Source organism: Vibrio sp. 10N.247.311.51 (assembly GCF_041467855.1).
Classification (GTDB): Bacteria; Pseudomonadota; Gammaproteobacteria; order Enterobacterales; family Vibrionaceae; genus Vibrio; species Vibrio coralliirubri.
On record NZ_JBFSVK010000009.1, the window covers coordinates 47,930 to 69,144 of the forward strand.

A 21,215-nucleotide genomic window follows, 5' to 3' on the forward strand; every position below is an offset into this window, starting at 1 on the left:
GTTATGCCCCCTTAAACGCAGCGATGAGCTCTTCATAGAGCCCGAAGAATTGTGCTTTTTTCACAAGCTCAGATCGTTGCATAATGCCGTCGGTGACGAATTCGCCTTTCACAGTTTCTCCGTAATGCGCGTCGTCATAACGAAAGCGATAGATCTCTTCCATCACCACGCTCTCACCTTCAAGGCCGACGATTTCTGAGATGCTCGTGATCTTACGAGACCCGTCGCGCAGCCTGTTGACCTGAACAATCATCTGAACGGCACTCACGATCGTTCTTCGAATCGCATCAAGCGGTTGATTCAAGTTCGCCATCATCACCATTGATTCAACACGAGCAATCGCATCGCGCGGCGTGTTGGCATGCAATGTAGACATTGAGCCATCGTGTCCGGTATTCATAGCTTGCAACATTTCAAACGCTTCAGAGCCACGACACTCGCCCAAAATAATTCGGTCCGGACGCATACGAAGCGCATTGATCACCAACTCACGCTGAGTTACTGCTCCAGTTTGCTCAACACTTGAGGTACGTGTTTCTAGTCGTACCAAGTTGGGTTGTTGCAGGCGCAGCTCGGCCGCATCTTCAATGGTGACGATGCGTTCATCTTCAGCAATATACTGAGACAACGCATTGAGCAACGTGGTTTTACCTGAACCTGTACCGCCAGAAATCAATACATTGATACGGCAGCGAGAAGCGATCATCAACACTCGTGCCATCTCTGGAGACATCGAGCCAAAGCCAATCAAATCTTCAAAGCCAATCTTCTGCTCTCTAAACTTACGAATAGAGATCGATGTGCCATCCAATGAAATCGGCGGAATCACAATATTCACACGGCTGCCATCTTCAAGTCTGGCATCGACCGTCGGCGAAAGCTCATCCACACGTCTTCCAACACGTGAAGCAATACGCTTAGCAATCGCTAACAACTGCTCTTCATTGACGAACGAGACTTCGGATTTTTTGACCTTGCCGTGTCGTTCGAAAAAGATGTTGTTAGGCCCGTTCACCATGATGTCGGAAATGGACTGGTCTTCGACTAGAGGCTGCAAAGGCCCCAGACCAAACAGTTCATCGATTAAACTTTTCACCAAGCCTGACTTCATCATTGAAGTGATCGGTCTTTGGTAGCTATTCGCCAACAGATCGACAGCCGCTTGTATTTGGGATTCAAGGTCTCGGCGGCTCATTTTCTGAACCGCTTCTGCATCTAGGGCTTCAAAGATTTGGCCACGAAATGCGAGGTATAAGTCTTTGTTAGAACTCATTTAGCACGCACCTTTTTCAACCAAGAATTCATACTCTTGTGGTCTAAAGGCTGACCATTAATCAACTTCACTAGCTGTTCCATAGAACGGCTAATGTGGCGGTCATGCTTATGGCCTCTTTTGCCATCGATAATGATGTGTGCCAACGCTTTGCAGTAGTCGACTTCGAGATCAACCTCTGCGCCTAAATACTTAGTCAGATCAGGCTTTTGTAGAACGTAAGCGTTTTCCGGACGATGGTAGTTCACCACGGTAATGACACGAGTACGCGACGATAACGAAAGCTGTAAGTTGGAGACTTTCTCAAACAATCGCTTCGCACTTCTTACTGAAGACACCGACGCATCTAAAACCAGCACCACCACATCAAAGTTTTCTACCAAGAGTTGAGGTTCAACTTTGAAATCCACACCACCTGAAAAGTCTTCAATAATGAAGTTGGCGTTGCGCGCTAACAACTCACACAAGGTTTGGTTGTAATTAAGAACATCGGTTTGGCTCATGTCGCCATCAATCGCCAACAGACGTAAATTCTTGCGGGCGTTGATTAAGTAACTCAACGCCCCTTCTTCATCCATTTCATGCAATGGCGCAGTAAACTCATCAATGGTTCGCGGCTTAAAGTCTTTGAGACCCAGCAAGACATCAATGTTGGTATCGGCATATTGATGGTCGACAAGAATCGTGTCCGAGCCTTGAGTCGATAACAGTGAACCCAACTCCGTGGTGATAAACGACGCGCCAACGCCGCCTTTGGCACCAACAATTGCAACTCGCTTGGCTTTGCGTTTCTGGCTCACACCAGAGAACGTCTTCAGGTTTTTGCTAACGTGATTTAAGAAGTCCGCAAATTCTTGTTTGTTCACTGGCCAAAAAACGTAATAGAAACCCATATCTTTAAGAGAACGAAGCGTAGAAATCGCATCCTCTTTACCAATCACGACCACACCTTTGTGGGTGGGCAGTTTGCTTGCAAAAGATTTAGCGTCTTCAACAACATTGGTCGATTCATTAAGTTCCAGAATAACGATATGGCTACTCTGTTGTTCTGTTAGTTTGGTCAAGCCCGCTTTGGCTTTGACGCATGCAGGATCACTCCACCCTTCAAAGCGGAAGACTTCTTGAACAAGGTCTAAACACTCTTGAGATTGATAGAACAAAGTACACCCGGCAACGCCTGTTGTTGCGGTCGGAGTTGGCTTGGCCTTTGTTGTTAATGCTTTCGTCAGGTCAAACATTATTGTTCTCCTACCAATCTTGATTTGTAGGCCACTTGCTTCAAACGCATCGATTCAGCAAAGCAGTCTGGCTGCCTCAAGCGAACGTGGATCTGTGCCGGCGTGCATTCTTGAGTCTTTAAACGTGTTAGCGTCACCTGGATATTTAAGTCGCTAGGCAACAGCTGAGCACTTCGATACACCACTCTTTGTGGCGCAATGACATGCGATGGATATTGCTCGAAAATCTCTTGCAACATCGCTTTGCTACGAATTGATTTGTAATCCACAACATAGGTCGCTTCTTTGTCCATGGATTCAATATCCTGAATCAATCCTTTAAGCTGCTTGGCCGTTTCTGCACGGTTTTTCATCGCAAACTCAAAGTTGTGATGCTCTTTGTACACCAAGGCTTCAGAACCATGCCCGACAAAGTATTGCTCAGAGGCACAGCCCAAAAGTGAAGAGGTAAGTAACGCCATCAATAATAGTTTCTTCATTGGATAAACCCTCCTTGCGACAACAAGCGAATCGTTGCATCAGAAGACGTCACCGCCTTGCCATCCCACTTAACGTTGAGCCAACGCGCTAATGTCGAGGTCTTCTTGATGTAAGGCAGTTGAATGTCTTTCGGTTTCATCGGTTCCACAAGATTCACGGTCGCAACGATGATCAATTCAGTGCGTTTTCTTTCTGTGGTTGCTTTGCGGAATGCGGCACCAAGTACTGGAATATCGCCAACGAAAGGGATTTTTTGCATTTTTTCCAAATCAGCACTGCTCATCAAGCCACCGAGAACAAAGCTGTCGCCATCGGCCAGTTCAACGGTTGTCATGGCACGTCGTGAAGCCAATTGTGGGACTTTGATTCCTGCCGCTTCGACATAGCCCTCAACTTCGCTCACTTCAGGCGCTAACTGCATGCGGATCTTGTCTTGACTGAGCACTTTGGCAGTAAGGTCGAGTTTGATGCCGAACTCTTTGAATGAAATGTTCACGTTACTGCTGGTAGAAACGATAACGGGCACTTCACCACCCACAAGGAAACTTGCAGATTCACCAGATAACACGGTTAAGTTAGGCTCAGCCAAAACTTCTGCAATCTGATCGTTACCTAACGCAGTGATTAATGTACTTAGGTTAGCGGCATCGAACTGGTCGAAAACAAACTCGCCAACACTTGAACCCACTGAGCTCCAATCGACACCAACGGTTTGGCCAAACGATTCGGTGACTTGAGCCACCGATATTTTGACGTTCACCTGCTGGGTAGTCGCGACTTCAATACGTTCGATGATCCCTTCCCACGTCATATTGCGCGCAAATACCATACTTTCCGGCTCTTCATAATCAGAGTTGTCGGATTTAAACTCTAGTTTCTGAGTTTTATCCCACTTCTCGGTTTTTTCTCGTCCTAGCAGAGTGGCAACCAAACGATAGATGTCGTCACGAGTCGCTTCCGAATCAACAAGGCCACTAACGGCAACTTGCTCGCCCACTGACTGGACCTTGACCTTGGCATCAGGGAAATGAAATTTGAGCTGGCGTCTAATATCCGTCAGATTCAAATCAACAATAATGCGATCGGAAAGCAATACCTCATCGTTAATTCCGTAAACAATCAGACGTGACTGCCCAATAGCATTGGCGAACACGACTAGGGTGTTGTCATTGATTACCTTGTAGTCAACGATATCAGGGTTATTAATGAACACTTGGCCAACCGGGCTGTTGAATTTGATGTGCTGACCATCGTTGAGCGTAATGGAGCGATCGGCAGCAAAACTGTTTGTTATAAAAAGTAAGCCAATCAGCGGTGCCAACATGGAAACACGCAGTGCTTGCTTGATTCGATGATGAAACATAATTACAAAGCCTCTCTAGGGTTATTCTCATTACCGCGTAACTCAGCAATCCCGGTATAGTTATCGATAATGTTGCGCACTTCCGCAAACTCAGGTTGCGTATAGGTTTGGCTTCGATAAATTTCGATGTGCATTGTTCGCTGGGCTAGTGCGAGCTTTGGTAACTCATCGGGGCTAACTTCAATGACTACCGTAGTTAGTCCATCCTCTTTGCTCGGAGCTCGAGCAGTGACAGAACTGTCGCCTGTCTCGTCATTTCCGATGTTGAGGACTTTGACGTTTTTAAGAAACATTGAGGCTTTCACTCCCCTAAACCGCTTTGGCTTATCGATATTGCCAGCCAAGTTGGCATTAGGAGAACTCACCGTCAGAACATCGATAAACGAACCCGGTCGGATGTAGTCGTTAATTAGGTTTTTGTCACTGACTTTTAATGGGTATAGCGTCATACCATCCGAGACCAGAAGATCAATGTATCCAGGCTGACCAGGCGTCACCTGATATTCAGGCAGTACAACCTCGCCGGCGTTAAGGTTTCGATTTAACAAAATAGAGGGTGAAAAGCTGATTTGAGCGTCTTCTCTGACACCAAGCGTTAATGCTTTACTAAGAGGAAGTTGTTGTTTGACGACACCTTGAGCATCGAGCGGAAGCCCTTTTTCATATGGCTGCTTGGTCATCCAAACAGAAACATACTCTTCACTTTTTTCTTCCGCTACTTCAGCGGTCGTTGACGGTTTAGGTTCACTCTTGAACAAGTCGACAACGCCCAGTGCGCCAACTATCAAGGCGGCAATGGCAACAAGTAATACCAGTCGAGATCTCATAATGTTCTCATTCTTGGAGGTTTATATATGTGGCGTAGATTGAGTTAAAATGACTAAGTAAAATCCAATGCTAATGGCTATCCCATATGGAATACCCTCTTGGTAACGGGCATTTTCTCTTATTAATTTTTTACTCATTAGATAAGTAACTGCTAAAATACCACCAGAAAAAGCCGTCAGAATATACGCCAATAATAAGTCATCAAAAGGGATGGTAAGTGACAAAATAACGGCGTATTTAATATCACCTGCTCCAATCCATATCAGCTTATAAAGAATAAGCCCTCCACCTAACATCAGTAAAAAGCTCATTATTTGAATATCTAACGGGGATATGAAACACTGAAAGAAGAGTAATACGTACAGGGCGTAATTTTGTATCTTGCGATAGAGAAAATCAGTAACCGACACATATATACTCAGCACTGCCAAAGCCACTAAATACAATTCATGACTAAAAATTAGAAATACCACCTAGTCTTGGTTAAAATAAATCTTATTTTACGATGTGAATTAATCAAGCCAGACCAATGTAAACAGAGGTCTGGCACAAATATCTTCGCCATCATCTGCGTATGAAAATGACCAAATCCGTTTAATTAGCTACCAGTAGAAATAGTGATGTTAGCGGCGATTTTTGCGAATGCCTTCGTAAGCGCATCGATGAAACCACCGCTGCTATCTAACGTAGCAGCTAACAACACAGCCATAGCGACGCCAATAAGACCATATTCAATCGCAGTTACACCGCGCTCATCGTTCTTAAATTGTGATAAAAACATGCTTGTTTTAACGTATAGCTTAGTAATCATTATTTCTTCCTATAAGGGCTATTGAAAATTCGTCGCCATTATAATTACCGCCCCCACTCAGTGGAAAATACCCCCTATCGATTTAATCAATAGGTCGAGCAAAAAATGATCAGAATAAGCACAATAAAAACAGAAGAATTAAAAATAAACCCCTAAATAACAATACCTTACATATAAAACCCACTCCCACAAAGAATATTAATTTAAATTTATAAACTTGAAAAAGTAAGACACGGGTCAATATTCTTACTTATCTAAAGTTTATATAAGGTTTGGAAGCAACCTAAGAATTAATTGACCAAGCTTTATTACTCCTTATAAAACTTGTTGAAATACAATTATCATCACGCTATTGTCCTTCGAATCAACAAACAATAATAAATATAATTTCTTTGTGTCAAAAGGTTAGTCGAATCATGAAACTACATTTCGAAAATATTGTTTCGTTCATTGCAGTAGTTGAAGAAGGTTCATTTAGCTCTGCTGCTCGCATGCTCGGAAAATCACAGTCAACCGTTAGTACAGCGGTTCAGAATCTGGAGTCAGACTTAGGTTTCAATGTATTTAATAGAGAACATTCTAAAGTTTGGCTAACGGAGAAAGGAGAACGCCTATTCCAACTCTCTTTACCTGTGGTATCGAAATATCGAGAATTGGTCACCATTGCTCAACAAATGAATATATCTGACCAGATAGTTTACCGAGTAGGTATAGATCCGTTGGTGTTCAATCAAAACGTAAAGAAGACATTATTGGCATTTTCAGAGGCATTCCCAAATGTGGATTTACTTGTCGTCACTAAACCGAGTTTCGTTTTAGGGAACTACATAAATGAAGGAAAGATAGACTTAGCGTTAGGTAACCCCTATCACAAGACAAATTACGACTTCAATATAGAGGAGTTATTTCACGTCAACTGTTGGTGGGTAGCCCATGAAGACTTGGTAACCTTTGAGTCTCACGCACCATCACAGCGAGTGCTATTAATGGATGGTTGTGAAGAGCTTCTTAACTTATCAAACATTGCTGCATATAACCTATGGCGACTGGATGATTTAGGGACCATCATCGACTTATGTAAGGCTCAAAAAGGCATCGCATTTTTACCCGGGTTTCTTATCGATGGTAACGTAAAAGAGAATAAGCTTAAGGTAATTACAGACCACCCTGATTTTTTTGGTAAACGAGTTATTGCATCTCTCTTCTGGCACATACATTCTGACTTTAGCTTGTTTAACCAATGGATAAAAAAAGAGCTACAAACCACAACTAATTACAAACAAACATTTGTTGCTGATTTAGCTCAATAACGTTCTCTTAAAATCTGGCAATCACGCTCTGGTACATTCACTAGCTTAGGGTGTGATACTAATAAATCCATACATCTTGATATACCTCCGAAATAAATCATAGATAATAAATATAATTAACGTCGTTATTAATTTGTTTATTCTATAGCTCACCAATCAAAACTTAACTGCACATATAACCTTTCATTGCTTAGATTTAATTAACAGAAAGAACTTAGATCTATTTATCGCCATACTCATAATTCAACTGGTCACAAGATCTAAGGTTATGTGTTTGGCGGTATTTCGAAGAGATCAGTTGGGGTTGTCGATTAGTCGTTTACAAGTCCACTGTGGAGCTATTTAGGTAATACGTGTATCTAGGAGACATAGAGCGACTTAGCTTTCGCTTAATCTCTCACAAGCGACGATATAGAGGATTAGAAGGTAGGTCGATGTAGACGACTCTCATGCCCCTCTTTTGATGCTAACGACCTTTCTAGCAACGTTAATCTACATTCGGACTACAACATTGGATAGGTAAGCCCTAAAGATCCTCATAAGAGATGAGAAGACTAGAACATTCATAAAGCGGGGAATTTCAGACACAAAAAAGCCCACACTAGGTGGGCTTTTTTGCTTGTTCGTAAAGAACGAATCTGGTGCCCGCTACTGGACTCGAACCAGTGACACCTTGCATGTCATGCAAGTACTCTAACCAACTGAGCTAAGCGGGCAAATGCTGTGAAACTTGTCTAACCGCTTTACTAAGTGGCTAACGCTTCAGAACGAGATGGATAATAACGAGTGAATGGGTAGCGTGCAAGGATAAATTTGCACAAAACAGTTCGTTTGCTTTTAAAAACAACAATCAGAATAAATTTTAAACACAAAGCAGATCAATGGCTTGAAGTAGATCACATTTCACCTCAACTTCAATGGTGACACACATCGATACGCTTTGTGCTATTTACGGCTGCCTTGAGTATTTTGACTCAAGATATTAGTTCGTTTCCTCATCTACATCGAATACAACGTTGTAGTTTTCGGTGTAGGTACAGTTTGGCTGGCGGCTACAAGTAAAGAAGCGTCGGCCTTTGTAATCGCCTTGGCTTGCCAGTTTGATGATCATCGGGCTACCACACTTCTTACAGAATCGAACTTCTTTGGATGGTTCGATTAAATCGATGTGGGCTGCCAGCAACCTCTTCAAACGGCTCACTTGATAGCTGTGTTTAATTGAAGCACCAATCAGGGGTAAACCTGCCGATTTACACACGTGAATCAGTAGCTTTTCGCGGTCGACTTTGCCTTTACTGAGTTCTTTGCCGTTATCAAGTTCGATGATCACGCGGGGCTCTAGAGTTCGCGGATCGCAAACCACAAAGTCGAAGTAACTACGTGAGATCTTGTTATTGGCGATAAACCAATTCTTCTTGTTGTTCGTCTTGGCAGGAACAAGTACGTTCGACATGCTGACTTTCGCAAACACTTCCCCATGGTTGCCCACAGCGGATTTTAGCGCATTATAGAATGTCGCCTGTTGCGCCGACATCAACGCCCCTTTCTTCTGATAAGCGTGGTCTTTGGTGTCATCGTGTTTCACCACATACTTTTGAATAAAGTAAAAGAACACAACCAGAACAATTACAACGATAAAGATATTAGTCATTTTCCAACACAATCAAGTCTGTATAGGGATTAAGAGAGTGGTTAGCGTATGTAGAAAAGCATCACCTGGCAAGCAAAAGAGCGAGAGTTGCCAACCAGAATCACGACCTTTGAGCGCAGTGCCCAGCGAGAGGTCGCTCCTTCGCTAGACACACCTCTCCTATTTTGATTATCAAATCATCAATTACACTCTAGATTGATTTAGATCAATTTACCCGGATTTGTGATCAACTAGTCTGAAAAACGTTAGGCAAATGTTAATAAGGAAATTGATATGGAACTTAAACAAGACCCAAGATGTTATACCGACGTATGTGTAGATGGTAAATGGTTCCACTATGACCACTGCGGAACCCAAGCCTATATGTTAAAAGGCGGCGCTTCGGCAGTGATTGAACTCGCTAGCGAACCTGCGACAGAAGGCGAATTGGTTGAAATGCTTCAAGGTGTAGCTAAGTAACCCACCAAGCCAAATCACAGTATGAATTAAGCGAATAAGAGTAGATAGCTGTATTAATTCAGATAAGCACTCTTATTCGCTTAGTTATCGAAGTTCAGGTTTCTTGATTACAGGGGATTAACCAAGTTTAGGCACTCAAATGATAACGACCTTATTACGCCCTGACTGCTTAGCTTGATACAAAGCATCGTCTGCCGATTTCAAGTGTTTCTTATAGGTACGGCTATTCAACTGTTGCTCCGTTAGATGAGTTGTCGCACCAATCGATGTGGTTAATTCTAATTGGCCAGAATGTGTTTCAATCGGTCGGTCAGCGATCGCTTGCCTTATAAGCTCAAGCTCTTTATTAGGATCTTGATTCCCAGCCAGCAACAAAACAAACTCTTCCCCACCCCATCTTGCCACTACATCGCTTGTTGATAAGATTTGCTCTAAACGTTGAGCGACTTCCACCAACACTTGGTCACCGATATCATGCCCATAAGTATCATTTACTTGTTTGAAGCGGTCTAAATCTAGAATAGCGAGCGTATACCCAAACGACGACAAAGGATGTGGCATCGGCTGAGTTAACCGTTGCTCTAAATAACGCCTATTGTATAAACCTGTCAGTTCGCATCTTGTAGATTGCTTGAGTAGTTCTTTATTGGTCTTCTGGATCGAGCGTAACCTTATCAAAAGTAATGCGGCGCTGATCATCACCATGATACCCAACGCGACAACGATTCGATTCCGTAGCTGCTGCTTATCTAATGTCAGCTCACCCAACTCTTTTTCTGCGTTAAGCAGTTCGTTTTCTTGAGCTAATGATGCCGTAGCGAAATCTTGCTCGAGTAAAAAGATATCGCTCTGGCGCTTATCAAAAAGCAGCGCTTTGTTGCCCTTGTAATAGAGTTTGAAGTAACGAAGTGCGTTCTCGCTGTCGCCTCTCGAATCATAGTATTCAGCAAGGGTTCTTAAACCGAGGACTTTCCAGCTGCGAGTCCCCACAACATCGAACATTGCAGACGATCGCTTTAGATCAGCAAAGACAAAATTATCTCGGTTCAAACCAATGTTAGCTAAGGCTCTGTTTAAGTAACACTGACCCAGCTGAAGTGTATATTTGTCCACGCCCGGATATCTAAGACACAAGTTTGCGACTTGGCGTGCTGACTCAAAGTTCTTTTCTGCCAACAACACATCACTCTCTGCCTTTAATAGGATGATTTTGTATCGTTCACTCACGTTATCGCCATTAAGCTTAGCCGCACTTTGATATGCTTCTCGACCTTTGACCAAATCACCACTGCGCAGATAAGCAAAAGACTCATTCACATGCAGCACGCCGATGGTGGACGCTTCGAGTAGTCCACTCTTGTAATAGAGTTTTTTGGCTTTTTTAATCAGCTTGAGCGCTTTCGGCCAGTCTTCCAAATAGATATAAAGCAGTGCCATATTTGACACTAACTTGCTGTTGTAGATGTGTTGAGGGTAATTCTTACCAAGGTCTAAACCTTTATGGAAAAAGTATTGAGCTTCGGGAAAATCATTGCGGATATTGTTGATGACACCAGCCGTGTTATAGGCCTTAATCAACAACTCTTCATAGTGAAGCGATTCTGCGATATCTATCGCTGCTCTGATTTGGATTTCAGATTCCGCTAGCTCACCCTTACTGATGTATTCAATCGCCAATTCAACGAGAGATTGGGCCTTTAGCCAACCCATATGTTCGTGTTGTGCGAGCGCTTTAATCTGTCTGACGTATTCGGAAACCGCTTTGGTATCCAACTTGTGTTGCGCGAGGTTCGACAAAATCATCAATTCGTAAGCACGATAGATGGCTTTATCTTGGTCTGGGAACTTGGTTTGGAGAGCCTCAAGTTGTTGGGAAGCTAAATTTGGATCACCACGAGATACATCGAGAATATCAATCAACGCAGAACCATATTGAGAGTGTGATAACTCTTTCTCTGGACTATAAATACTCGGGTTTTCAGGGCGAATATGCTTTAAATCGTCGTCATAAGTTGGATAGAGCAAATACAGCCCCAGCACAACACTCATCAGCACCACTAAAAGGAATGAACCTAACACATTGTTTCTATTCATTTATCAGTGCCATTATTGATTGCATTCCAATTTCATCGACGTATGTTTAAAAGCGGTCAAACATTATACCCGACAGATATACAGATTAAAATCCTGCGCACTGGTAGATCTGGGTTGGGTTTTTCTCATTAATTAGAATAATCAGGCAACTTTCTTGATTTAACTCAGACAATCATCTAGCTCATTGGCGTTATAGTGATTTTCCTGTTCCTACCTCCGCGGCTTCTTTTTGAACAAGCGGAAGCATAATGAGAATTAACAATGACCCAAATTAATGAACAACGTCTTGTAGAACATTTCTGCGATCTAGTGAAAATTGATAGTGAATCTCGTAACGAAAAAGCGATTGCTGAAGCTTTGGCTGAGCAACTCGGTGAACTAGGTTTTGAAGTTCACAAACTGGCGGTTCCTGAAGAAGTATCTAACGGTTTCAACATCTACGCTCGTCTAGATGGCACTCTTCCAGGTAGCACAGTATTCAGCTGCCACATGGACACAGTAACGCCAGGCATCGGCATTGAGCCAATCATCGAAGACGGCATTATCCGTTCAAAAGGCAACACAATTCTAGGTGGCGACGACAAGTCTGGTATCGCAGCTATAATGGAAGCGGTTCGTTGCATCAAAGCTGAAGGCCAAGAGCACAAAACTATTGAGATTGCGTTTACTGTATTCGAAGAAGGCGGTCTGTTCGGCTCTTTAAACTTCGATATGTCTTACATTCAATCTGAGCACGCAATCGTACTTGATACAGGCGGCCCAATTGGCACTATCGTAAACGCAGCGCCTGGTCAGCAGAAGATTGTTGCTAAAATCAAAGGTCGCCCTGCTCACGCTGGTTTAGCGCCAGAAGAAGGTATCAGCGCAATTCAAGTTGCTGCAGACGCAATCACTAAGATGAACCTACTTCGTATCGATGAAGAAACGACAGCAAACGTTGGTATTGTTGAAGGCGGTCAAGCGACTAACATCGTAATGCCAGAGCTTAAAGTTGTGGCTGAAGCACGTTCTCTAAACGGCGAAAAGCTAACAGCTCAAGTTGAGCACATGATCTCTACATTCCAAGAAAGTGCTAAGCAGTTCGGCGCTGAAGTAGAAATCGAATCTACTCGTGCTTACGATGCATTCGTTATTGCAGACGATCACCCGCACATTCTTTCTATCAAATCAGCGTTTGAGAAGCTTGGCGTAACAGCGAACACTAAACGCACTGGCGGCGGTAGCGATGCAAACAACTTCAACGCAAAAGGTCTAACAACGGTTAACCTTTCTACTGGTATGGCGAAAGTTCACACCACTGAAGAGTACATTGCAGTGAAAGACATGGTCGCTATCACTGAGTTTGTTGTGGCTTACGTAACTCAATAATCTGACTAATAAGCTAGGTGGCGATTACTGCCTAGCAAATGACAAAAAGCCGAGACATCAACACGATGCTCGGCTTTTTGCTGTTTAGGTGAACATAGAAGGTCGAACCTAAAAACCCCTACGCTTCCAGAATTGGCCTTCGTCTTTTGCTACGAGGTCGAATGTCTTATCAGCAATGATGTTGCCTTTTAGCTCAACCGTCATGCGCCATTTGCCTAACTTGTTCGAGACTGGGGCCCAGATAGTGTCACCTAAGTAGAAATCCCAGTCATTGTTACCGACATATTCTTCACCATCGAACGGTTCGAGCACTTCACCTTTGTCTGTGGTGATGTTTGGGTGATAAATGCAGTAACGGATCTTCTCCCCTTTGGCTTTTTTGATGTTCAAGATATAGCCAAACTCTACGTCGATTTCAGCATCAACGGTGGTGGTGAACTCTTGGATTTTTGGAAGATCTTTAGATTTGGAATCCCATGTGGAATAGATACCATAAGAAGTCATGTCGACCACAACAGAGCGCTTTGCCATTTCAATCGTTACCTTGAAGTTGTTCTATTAATTTAATTCTATTTGCCATTCAGCCACGCAAGCAGAGGAAGAACGAGGTTATTCTTGCCAGTCTCTCGCCATACGCTTAATCACTGACGGCTCAATGTCGTGAATTGTGCCATATTGCTCTCGGCACACTTCGATAACCAATTCTGCTTTATATTTGAGTGCAAGTTGGCGGTAGGCTTTCATTTCCCAATGCTTAATAAAGGTATTCGAAACCACCACATCAAGCCCTTGCTTTAATCCATTTTCAGCCGTGTTTTGACACCACTCATGAGCTTGTTGCAGCTGCCTAGGGTCAAAATGGTACTCACCTTGCTCATTCACATAATACATATCGGCTTCAACATGCAATGCATCGTAGGTTTTTGCTTTTGTTGATTTTCCAGAGCCGGGCAACCCTCGAATGAGTATTAACTTCATCTGTCACTTTACAGGCTAATTCGAAAACATGAGTTTATCGTAAATAGTAACGAGTTGCTCTGATAACTGACTTTGCTCAGCATACGAAAACCAAGTACTTACACACGACTCAGATAATCACTGAATACAATGAGGCTCCCCTCGAAGCGCGTGGATTGCTTCTGATAGAAAACACAAATAATTTACATCTATCCATTTTGCATATCGACAAGCGTATCAAACTACTATAGATTTAGATGTATAGACGTCTACATATCTAGCTTAGGGAGAAAGCTGTGCCTATTCGCATTCCAGACCAATTGCCAGCATCCGATGTTCTTCGTGAAGAAAACATCTTCGTTATGCCGTTATCAAGAGCATCGACACAGGAAATTCGTCCACTTCGAGTCTTGATCCTCAACCTAATGCCGAAGAAGATTGAAACTGAAACTCAATTTTTACGCCTACTATCAAACAGCCCGTTGCAAGTTGATGTAGAGCTGCTGCGCATTGATGACCGACCAAGCAAAAACACACCGACTGAACACCTTGATAACTTCTACCGTCAATTTGAAATGGTCAAAGAAAGAAACTTTGATGGATTGATCATCACTGGTGCGCCGCTTGGCTTGGTTCAATTTGAAGATGTGATCTACTGGGACCATCTGAAAACCATCATGGAATGGGCAAACAAGCACGTTACTTCAACTCTATACGTGTGTTGGGCGGCTCAGGCTGGTTTGAAATTACTGTATGATTTGCCAAAACGCACTCGTAAAGAGAAGCTGTCTGGTGTTTACAACCACGAGATACATAACCCATACCACCCTATTTTACGTGGCTTCGACGATACATTCTTGGCTCCGCACTCTCGCTATGCGGACTTCTCTCAAGAGTACTTAGCGGAACATACTGACCTTGATGTTCTTGCGACTTCGGATGTTGCGGGCGTATACCTAGCGGCGACTAAAGATAAACGGAACGTGTTTGTCACCGGTCACCCTGAGTACGACTCTCATACGCTGCACAATGAATACATTCGTGATTTGGGTGAAGGCATGGAGCCTGTGATTCCAATCAACTACTACCCGAACAACAATCCAGACAACAAACCAGTTGCAAGCTGGCGTAGCCACGGACACTTGTTGTTCTCAAACTGGCTAAACTACTGCGTTTACCAACAAACGCCTTACGATCTGGATCATTTCAGCGAAGACAACTTTACCAAAGACGATTAAGTTCTTTCTTCCGATTCACAAACACATAAGCCGTGTTCAATATGTTGTTGATAAAACGACGAATTGAACGCGGTTTTTTTATGGTGTGTGGGTCGCATTCCATAATAGATTTACCACTTCAATGGGTTTGATTTCATATGATGGGTTGGTGTTCATAAGGAGCTTCACATGCCTGCCAAGCCGTCATTCTCAAATCCGATTTCGTTATCCCGCCGCATTTCGTTATCAAGTGTAATACTACTCGCCTTGCTTTCGTTGGTCGGTTGTGTCTCTGTCACTGAAGGTCCGCCAAAGATTGAAAGTGATCCTATCGCGATGTCAGAATCTCGAATCGAATTAGGTTTGGGCTATATGGGACAAGGCAATATGGTGAGAGCGCGTGAAAACCTAGAGCTCGCGATTAAGCACGCACCTAGCTACTACCGTGCTCGGCTTTCAATGGCGCATTATTACGAACAAGTGGGCGAAGTAGACGAAGCGAGAACCACTTACCGTAAAGCTCTCAGTCTTGATTCAAGAAACGGTAATGTATTGAACAACTACGGTACCTTCTTGTGTAAACAAGGCGAATACGAACAAGCCGATAAGTACTTCAATCGCGCAATCGACCAACCATACTATTACTTGGTGTCTGCAAGTTATGAAAACGCCGCGTTTTGTGCATTTAAGGCTGGCAATACAGACCAAGCGAAGTACTACTTCAGCAGAGCAATTGACCACGATCCAAACCGCGTAAAATCGATACTACAGCTTTCAAAGATTGAAGTGAGTGACGCCGATTACAATGAAGCTCGACTTCGTTTATTCAAATTCCACCAGCGTTATGGCTATCAAATTCCATCGCTTCAAATCTTGGTCGATCTCGAAAATAAAGCAGGTAACAGAGCTCTTGAGAAGAAATATCAGAGCAAGTTAGATGAGTTGCTTTCTGCTTAGCGTATAGGCATAACACAAAAAACGGGCTTGTTGCGTTAACAACAGCCCGTACGTCATTTCAGCTTAATATCTTAACTAAGTGCAGCGGCTATTTGAGCGCAATCCACTCTTGTCTTTGTTCATCGTCCATAAAGGTCCATGCGATAAATCGACTCACCTTCTGGCCTTGTGACATCTCGACGACTTTCACTTGTTTCGCTCGCAGCTTACCCAACTCTGAACGAACCATATCGACGTTGTCTTTCTTAGAAATCAATGTCGTAAACCACAAGACTTGAGTTGCAAAAAGTTGACTCTCTCTCGCCATCTTCATAATGAAAGCGGCTTCACCACCTGGGCACCAAAGCTCGGCTTTTTGACCACCAAAGTTTAGGGTTGGTTTAGCTTGCTTAGTTGATTTATCTAACTTAACTGGCTTCTTGTTCGTTTCAGGCTTGAATGACTGACCGGCTTTCTTAGCACGGTTTGCCGCTAGATTATCCAGTTTACGTTGTGAGCCCTTTTCCGCCTCTTCAAGAGAGCTGTGGAATGGAGGGTTACAAATAGTGACATCGTAACGTTCATTATCCTTAATCACGCCCTTAAAGATGGATTCAGAGTCAGCTTGTAGGCGAGCGCGGATCTTACCTTTTAGATTAGGGTTACTTTCAGCAATGAAGTTCGCTGTTTTGATTGAGACTGAATCGACATCAGTTCCTGTACAACGCCACTTATACTCTGTCGCACCAATGATTGGGTAGATACAGTTTGCACCAACACCAATATCTAGTGCTTTCACAGACGCGTGGTTATAGGGTTCGCCTTGGCCATCGCTATTAAGGATGTCGGCCACTCTGTGAATGTAGTCTGCACGACCAGGAATTGGCGGACACAAGTAACCAGCAGGAATATCCCAATGTTTAACGCCATAGTGATGCGCCAACAAAGCTTTGTTGAGTAGCTTAACGGCCAATGGATCAGAGAAATTAATGGTGTCTTCACCCACTGGGTTCTTGATCAGATGCTCTTTTAGCTCGGGCAAGGCTGCAACCAACAACTCGAAGTCATAACGACCAGTGTGCTGGTTTCTTGGGTGTAATCCACCTTGAGGTTTTTCAGCCGAACGTCTTTTTTGGGCTGCGCTTTTGTTAAAAGCCGTTTTATTGAAAGAACCCTTATTCGATGACCCTTTATTCGAACCCGGTTTACCTTTGCTGTCTTTTGCAAAAGGTCGCTTTGCTTTGTTACTACCAGCACCTTTAGGGACACTATTCTTGCGGCTTTTATCAGATGTGTTCTTTGTAGAAATACGCTTGTCGTTGCCTTCTTTAGCTTGGTTGTCTTTTGTTTTTGCTGATGAAGTACTGTTTTTCGACAGGCTTAGCGTCGTTCTGTTTTGTGATTGGCTCATTAGGCTACTTCTTTAAATCTAAATACATCATGAATAAACGGGCATCCAACTCAAGTTGATGATATTCCGGTTCCATGTGACAGCATAGTTGGTAAAAGGCTTTGTCGTGCTCTTTCTCTTTGATATGCGCCAGTTCGTGTACCACCAGCATTCTTAGCAAAGGTTCTGGTGCATTTTTAAAAACGCTGGCGATACGAATTTCATTCTTTGATTTGATCTTTCCACCGTGATTCTTCGCAACGTAAGAATGAAGACCTAACGCATTGTTGATTAGGTGTATCTTACCGTCGTAAATCACTTTGCTGATCGGTGGTGTTTTTTTCATGTAGCGATTTTTTATCTCAATCGCATAGTCAAACAGGGCTTTCTCGCTTTTGATTTCATGATTCTTTGGGTAGCGAGCTTCAAACCACGGCACCAATTTACCCGATTCTACAAGTTGAGTCACAGGATCAAGAATGTGCTTAGGATAGCCTTGTATATAGCGTAAAGAAGGATGCATGCTGAAAGACCGTACAAGTTACACCACGACAATACGTTGTGGTCTTGAAAATTGAGCCGCATAGTGTAACTGATCACACTTTTCTAATCACCTAGGATTCGTTACACTTTAGCGAGATTCACCAAGAGAATGAAAAAATGAAACGTGTTGTATTGTACGTCGCAGACAAATGCCCGCACTGTAAAGATGCCCAAAGGTATTTAGACTCTAAGAAAATTGTTTACCGCCTGACGAATGCAAAGATGCAGCGTGGTCGTAAAGAATTGCAAGCGATGGGTGCTCGTTCTATCCCCGTGCTAAAGATCGGCGATCAAGTGATGGTCGGCTGGAATCAGAAGAACTTCGATAAGATGTATAACTCAAAGAACACTTAACGTGATTTAAGAGATTTATATTTCTACAAACAAAGCCCGAATGTCCAACCTAGGATGTTCGGGCTTTGTTTTGTCTATTGCATTCTAAATCACACATACCGCTTAACGAAGTCGATAAAGGTTCGGTCTGCTTTTGACAGATACCCTTCCTTTCTCCACGCCAAAGATAGGTTCAGCTTCACAGGGTCTTTAAATGGCACGCCTACTACGTCTTCCTCGTATTCTGTCACCAAGCTAAGCAGCGCAGTAATGGCAAACTCTCGCTTCACGATAGAAAGAATCATCGGTAATAAATTGGTTTCGAAGGCGATGGTCATGTCTAGGTTGTACTTCTTGCAAGTCGCATCGATAAAATCACGGTGGAAGTAGCCTGATTTGAACATGATCAGCTCTTGAGCAAAAAATTCTTCAAATGTGATGGATGGTTGCGTTGCGAGTGAGTGATCTTTGCCAACGACCGCTAACATTTCTGAGCTTAACAGGTGGTCAGTTTCAAGATCATCAGGCACGTTTTCATGGTTGATTACGCCAATATCAAGTTCGCCGTTTAACAACATTTCACGAATAGAAGCGGTGCCAGCATCAATCAAGGTCAACTTTAGGTTTGGGTATTGGCTTTTAAATGCCATCACAACTTGCGGGAAAAAATAACTGCCCATCATGCTTGGAGCGCCTAATCGAACCTCGCCTTTCTCTAGCCCCTTTAACTCGTTCATCGCGAGTTGAGCATCATCGAACTGCTGGGCGATTCGCTTGGCATGCTCAAACAGTACCTTTCCCTCTTCCGTTAAGGTGACGGATTTATCTCCGCGACGGAATAGAATCAAATCAAGCGTCTGTTCGAGTTTTTTAATGGAGATACTCAATGCGGGCTGAGCGATATGCAGCGCTTTGGCGGCCTGAGTGAAATTACCAAACTGCGCAACAGCCAGAAAATGTCGAAGTGGTTTTGATTCAAGCATAACGATATATTAAATATATAGAGGTGATATTTTTAATATATTTCTTTAATCACACTTGTGCTGATAACTTGTTCACAAATAGCTTACTAACTCGTGCAGGCACAACGTAAATGTTTGATAAAGGCAGTCTTCAATACAAACGCATCACCCAATCATTGGCGATTGGCTCGTTTATCATTTTCTGTAACCTTTACCTCTTTCAGCCCATCTTGCCGCACATGGCGGAGCACTTCCAAGTATCTGAAACTCAAATCAACTGGCTGTTTGCTGCAACAACACTTGGGCTTTCCATCAGCTTGGTGCCGTGGGCAATCGCTTCTGAAACCTTTGGTCGAAAACCCATCATTCTGTTCAGCTTATTTGCTATCCCACTAATTGGGCTGAGCATGGTGTTCACGACCACCCTACTACAGCTTGTTATTGCTAGAGCATTCATGGGAATTGCCGTTGCTGCTTTTGCAGGCGTGGCGGTTGCCTACATGGTCGAAGAATTATCACCCAAAGCATTCGCAGTCGCGATTGGTGGTTATATTGCGGCTAACTCACTAGGCGGTATCTTCGGGCGTGTATTGGGTGGCTTGATTACGGATTATTTCGATTGGCATGCGACAGTTTTGTTTTTCGTTGTCGGCTCTTTGCTTGGCGCACTCTATATTGCGTATAGCTTGCCTGACCAACAAAACTTCAAACCACAGAAAAGCCTGTTCTTTCACCATAACCGCTCGGTTGTGATGCACTTAAAAAACCGTACACTGTGGCTCGCTATGCTGATTGGGGGTGCTAACTTTGCTCTGTTCGTTAACCTGTATTCAGTAATGGGCTTTAGGCTAGTATCTGCGCCTCACTCGGTGCCTGTGGGTTTAGCTTCGCTGATATTCTTATGTTACTTGGCCGGTACGGTGAGTTCTAAGCTCTCCAACAAATGGACACTTCGTTTTGAACCGTTAAACGGAATATTGATGGGCGTGTGCATTAGCTTAATCGGAATGCTGGTTTCTGCCGTCGATAAAGTCCCGTTCATGTTAGCTGGCTTGTTATTGATTAGTGGCGGTGCGTTCTTTGCCCACACTCTTGCCTACTCTTGGGTGAGTCAAAAAGCATCGAGCGCTAAGGCGACAGCAACGGCACTTTACTTGGTTCACTATTATATTGGCGGGAGCTTAGGTGGTTTCTTACTCTTGTATTGCTGGCAACTGTTCGGTTGGAGTGGCGTGATTGCAGGCGGCTCGATCTTCTATGTCGCGATATTTGCTTGGGTCTACCAGTTGAAACAGCTACAAGTATCGGCGTCCAAACTCGCACAAGCATAACTGCGACTGAGTTTGTAACTCAATTATTGCTTTTGATTAACGTCCGTTCTGATATCCTACGCAAAATTTCATTTCGGAACCTGTTATGTCGAACACTCAAAGCACAGATCTTCAAACCATCCACGACCAAGTAAAACAATGGTTAGACGATGTCGTTATTGGCCTAAACCTGTGTCCATTCGCAGCCAAGCCACAACGTAATAAACAGATTAAGATCTTTGTGAGTGAAGCAAATACGGAAGAAACGTTGTTGGAAGACATCATGACGCATTTCGTAGAGTTAGATAACACGCCAGTCGCCGAATTAGAGACGACTTTGGTGGTTGTGCCTAACATGCTGCAAGATTTTTTCGACTACAACATGTTCATTGATTGGATTGAAGCGTTGATCAAGCAAGAAGATTGGGAAGGCATTTACCAAGTAGCAACCTTCCACCCAGACTATTGTTTTGGTGGTGCGGATCCTGAAGACGATGAAAACCTCACTAACCGCTCACCGTATCCGGTTTACCATTTGATTCGTGAAGCGAGCATGGAAAAGGTGTTGAAGCACTACCCTAACCCTGAAGCGATTCCTGATACCAACATCGCGAGAGTCGAGTCTTTAACGCCAGAAGAACGCCGTAAACTGTTCCCTTACCTGTTCAGTTAATAGTTCAGTTAATCGCTAA

The 21,215-nt window shown here is 43.4% G+C and carries 22 protein-coding genes and 1 tRNA gene; 8 read left to right on the forward strand and 15 right to left on the reverse strand.

What is annotated here, in order from left to right:
* Position 1 precedes the first annotated feature (1 nt).
* From AB6E85_RS10415 to AB6E85_RS10445, 7 genes are all read right to left on the reverse strand, one after another.
* On the reverse strand, positions 2-1,273 hold the full coding sequence (locus AB6E85_RS10415; RefSeq protein WP_048611307.1) for a CpaF family protein: 1,272 nt from the start codon (positions 1,271-1,273) through the stop codon (positions 2-4).
* Positions 1,270-2,511 (reverse strand): chromosome partitioning protein ParA, encoded by a 1,242-nt coding sequence (locus tag AB6E85_RS10420; protein WP_050645252.1) that lies wholly within the window; start codon positions 2,509-2,511, stop codon positions 1,270-1,272. Before AB6E85_RS10420 ends, AB6E85_RS10415 begins: the two co-directional genes overlap by 4 nt.
* Positions 2,511-2,990, reverse strand: coding sequence for a hypothetical protein (locus AB6E85_RS10425; protein WP_372142554.1), 480 nt, complete (start codon positions 2,988-2,990; stop codon positions 2,511-2,513). Before AB6E85_RS10425 ends, AB6E85_RS10420 begins: the two co-directional genes overlap by 1 nt.
* Entirely contained in the window at positions 2,987-4,357 is a 1,371-nt protein-coding gene (locus tag AB6E85_RS10430; RefSeq protein ID WP_372142683.1) for a type II and III secretion system protein family protein, read from the reverse strand. The genes AB6E85_RS10425 and AB6E85_RS10430 overlap by 4 nt, the downstream gene beginning before the upstream one ends.
* Positions 4,357-5,181, reverse strand: coding sequence for a Flp pilus assembly protein CpaB (cpaB, locus tag AB6E85_RS10435; RefSeq protein WP_372142556.1), 825 nt, complete (start codon positions 5,179-5,181; stop codon positions 4,357-4,359). The genes AB6E85_RS10430 and cpaB overlap by 1 nt, the downstream gene beginning before the upstream one ends.
* Positions 5,182-5,202: 21 nt before the next feature.
* A complete protein-coding gene (locus tag AB6E85_RS10440) occupies positions 5,203-5,628 on the reverse strand; it encodes a prepilin peptidase (protein ID WP_372142685.1) in 426 nt (141 codons plus the stop codon).
* 152 nt (positions 5,629-5,780) lie between these two features.
* On the reverse strand, positions 5,781-5,993 hold the full coding sequence (locus AB6E85_RS10445; protein ID WP_372142558.1) for a Flp family type IVb pilin: 213 nt from the start codon (positions 5,991-5,993) through the stop codon (positions 5,781-5,783).
* 416 nt (positions 5,994-6,409) lie between these two features.
* Here AB6E85_RS10445 and AB6E85_RS10450 point away from each other — a divergent pair, with 416 nt between their 5' ends.
* A complete protein-coding gene (locus AB6E85_RS10450) occupies positions 6,410-7,303 on the forward strand; it encodes a LysR family transcriptional regulator (RefSeq protein WP_048617232.1) in 894 nt (297 codons plus the stop codon).
* Positions 7,304-7,942: 639 nt separating this feature from the next.
* On the opposite strand, the gene AB6E85_RS10455 is transcribed toward AB6E85_RS10450, so the two are convergent.
* Positions 7,943-8,019 (reverse strand) — tRNA-Val (locus AB6E85_RS10455).
* Between the two features lie 266 nt (positions 8,020-8,285).
* Positions 8,286-8,954, reverse strand: coding sequence for a DUF2726 domain-containing protein (locus AB6E85_RS10460; RefSeq protein WP_372142560.1), 669 nt, complete (start codon positions 8,952-8,954; stop codon positions 8,286-8,288).
* Positions 8,955-9,227: 273 nt separating this feature from the next.
* Here AB6E85_RS10460 and AB6E85_RS10465 point away from each other — a divergent pair, with 273 nt between their 5' ends.
* A complete protein-coding gene (locus AB6E85_RS10465) occupies positions 9,228-9,413 on the forward strand; it encodes a hypothetical protein (RefSeq protein ID WP_017059179.1) in 186 nt (61 codons plus the stop codon).
* A 135-nt stretch (positions 9,414-9,548) separates the two neighbouring features.
* Here the strand turns inward: AB6E85_RS10465 and AB6E85_RS10470 are convergent, their stop codons facing one another.
* The gene (locus AB6E85_RS10470; RefSeq protein WP_372142562.1) at positions 9,549-11,507 is read right to left on the reverse strand and encodes a diguanylate cyclase domain-containing protein; all 1,959 of its coding nucleotides are present in this window, start codon (positions 11,505-11,507) and stop codon (positions 9,549-9,551) included.
* Between the two features lie 261 nt (positions 11,508-11,768).
* Here AB6E85_RS10470 and AB6E85_RS10475 point away from each other — a divergent pair, with 261 nt between their 5' ends.
* Entirely contained in the window at positions 11,769-12,875 is a 1,107-nt protein-coding gene (locus AB6E85_RS10475) for a M20/M25/M40 family metallo-hydrolase (RefSeq protein ID WP_017059177.1), read from the forward strand.
* Positions 12,876-12,983: 108 nt separating this feature from the next.
* Here the strand turns inward: AB6E85_RS10475 and AB6E85_RS10480 are convergent, their stop codons facing one another.
* Both AB6E85_RS10480 and AB6E85_RS10485 read right to left on the reverse strand, forming a co-directional pair.
* Entirely contained in the window at positions 12,984-13,406 is a 423-nt protein-coding gene (locus tag AB6E85_RS10480) for a DUF3859 domain-containing protein (RefSeq protein WP_019824122.1), read from the reverse strand.
* Between the two features lie 78 nt (positions 13,407-13,484).
* Complete coding sequence (locus AB6E85_RS10485) at positions 13,485-13,853, reverse strand: ATP-binding protein (RefSeq protein WP_372142564.1); 369 nt, start codon at positions 13,851-13,853, stop codon at positions 13,485-13,487.
* A 275-nt stretch (positions 13,854-14,128) separates the two neighbouring features.
* Between AB6E85_RS10485 and metA the strand changes: the two genes are divergently transcribed.
* Positions 14,129-15,070, forward strand: coding sequence for a homoserine O-succinyltransferase (metA, locus tag AB6E85_RS10490; protein WP_017066439.1), 942 nt, complete (start codon positions 14,129-14,131; stop codon positions 15,068-15,070).
* Positions 15,071-15,238: 168 nt separating this feature from the next.
* Positions 15,239-16,006: a type IV pilus biogenesis/stability protein PilW gene (pilW, locus tag AB6E85_RS10495; RefSeq protein WP_372142565.1), complete on the forward strand. Its 768-nt coding sequence runs from the start codon at positions 15,239-15,241 to the stop codon at positions 16,004-16,006.
* A gap of 88 nt (positions 16,007-16,094) precedes the next feature.
* Here the strand turns inward: pilW and rlmF are convergent, their stop codons facing one another.
* Together rlmF and AB6E85_RS10505 are read right to left on the reverse strand one after the other, a co-directional pair.
* Entirely contained in the window at positions 16,095-17,396 is a 1,302-nt protein-coding gene (rlmF, locus tag AB6E85_RS10500; protein WP_372142567.1) for a 23S rRNA (adenine(1618)-N(6))-methyltransferase RlmF, read from the reverse strand.
* Between the two features lie 4 nt (positions 17,397-17,400).
* A complete protein-coding gene (locus AB6E85_RS10505) occupies positions 17,401-17,898 on the reverse strand; it encodes a YgjP-like metallopeptidase domain-containing protein (RefSeq protein WP_004734935.1) in 498 nt (165 codons plus the stop codon).
* A 137-nt stretch (positions 17,899-18,035) separates the two neighbouring features.
* Here AB6E85_RS10505 and AB6E85_RS10510 point away from each other — a divergent pair, with 137 nt between their 5' ends.
* The gene (locus AB6E85_RS10510) at positions 18,036-18,272 is read left to right on the forward strand and encodes a glutaredoxin family protein (RefSeq protein ID WP_016786183.1); all 237 of its coding nucleotides are present in this window, start codon (positions 18,036-18,038) and stop codon (positions 18,270-18,272) included.
* 89 nt (positions 18,273-18,361) lie between these two features.
* Here AB6E85_RS10510 and AB6E85_RS10515 read toward each other — a convergent pair whose 3' ends face one another.
* Complete coding sequence (locus AB6E85_RS10515) at positions 18,362-19,234, reverse strand: LysR family transcriptional regulator (protein WP_372142569.1); 873 nt, start codon at positions 19,232-19,234, stop codon at positions 18,362-18,364.
* 110 nt (positions 19,235-19,344) lie between these two features.
* Between AB6E85_RS10515 and AB6E85_RS10520 the strand changes: the two genes are divergently transcribed.
* Positions 19,345-20,544, forward strand: coding sequence for an MFS transporter (locus tag AB6E85_RS10520; RefSeq protein ID WP_372142571.1), 1,200 nt, complete (start codon positions 19,345-19,347; stop codon positions 20,542-20,544).
* Positions 20,545-20,629: 85 nt separating this feature from the next.
* On the forward strand, positions 20,630-21,196 hold the full coding sequence (locus AB6E85_RS10525; protein ID WP_372142572.1) for a DUF1415 domain-containing protein: 567 nt from the start codon (positions 20,630-20,632) through the stop codon (positions 21,194-21,196).
* Positions 21,197-21,215: the final 19 nt, after the last annotated feature.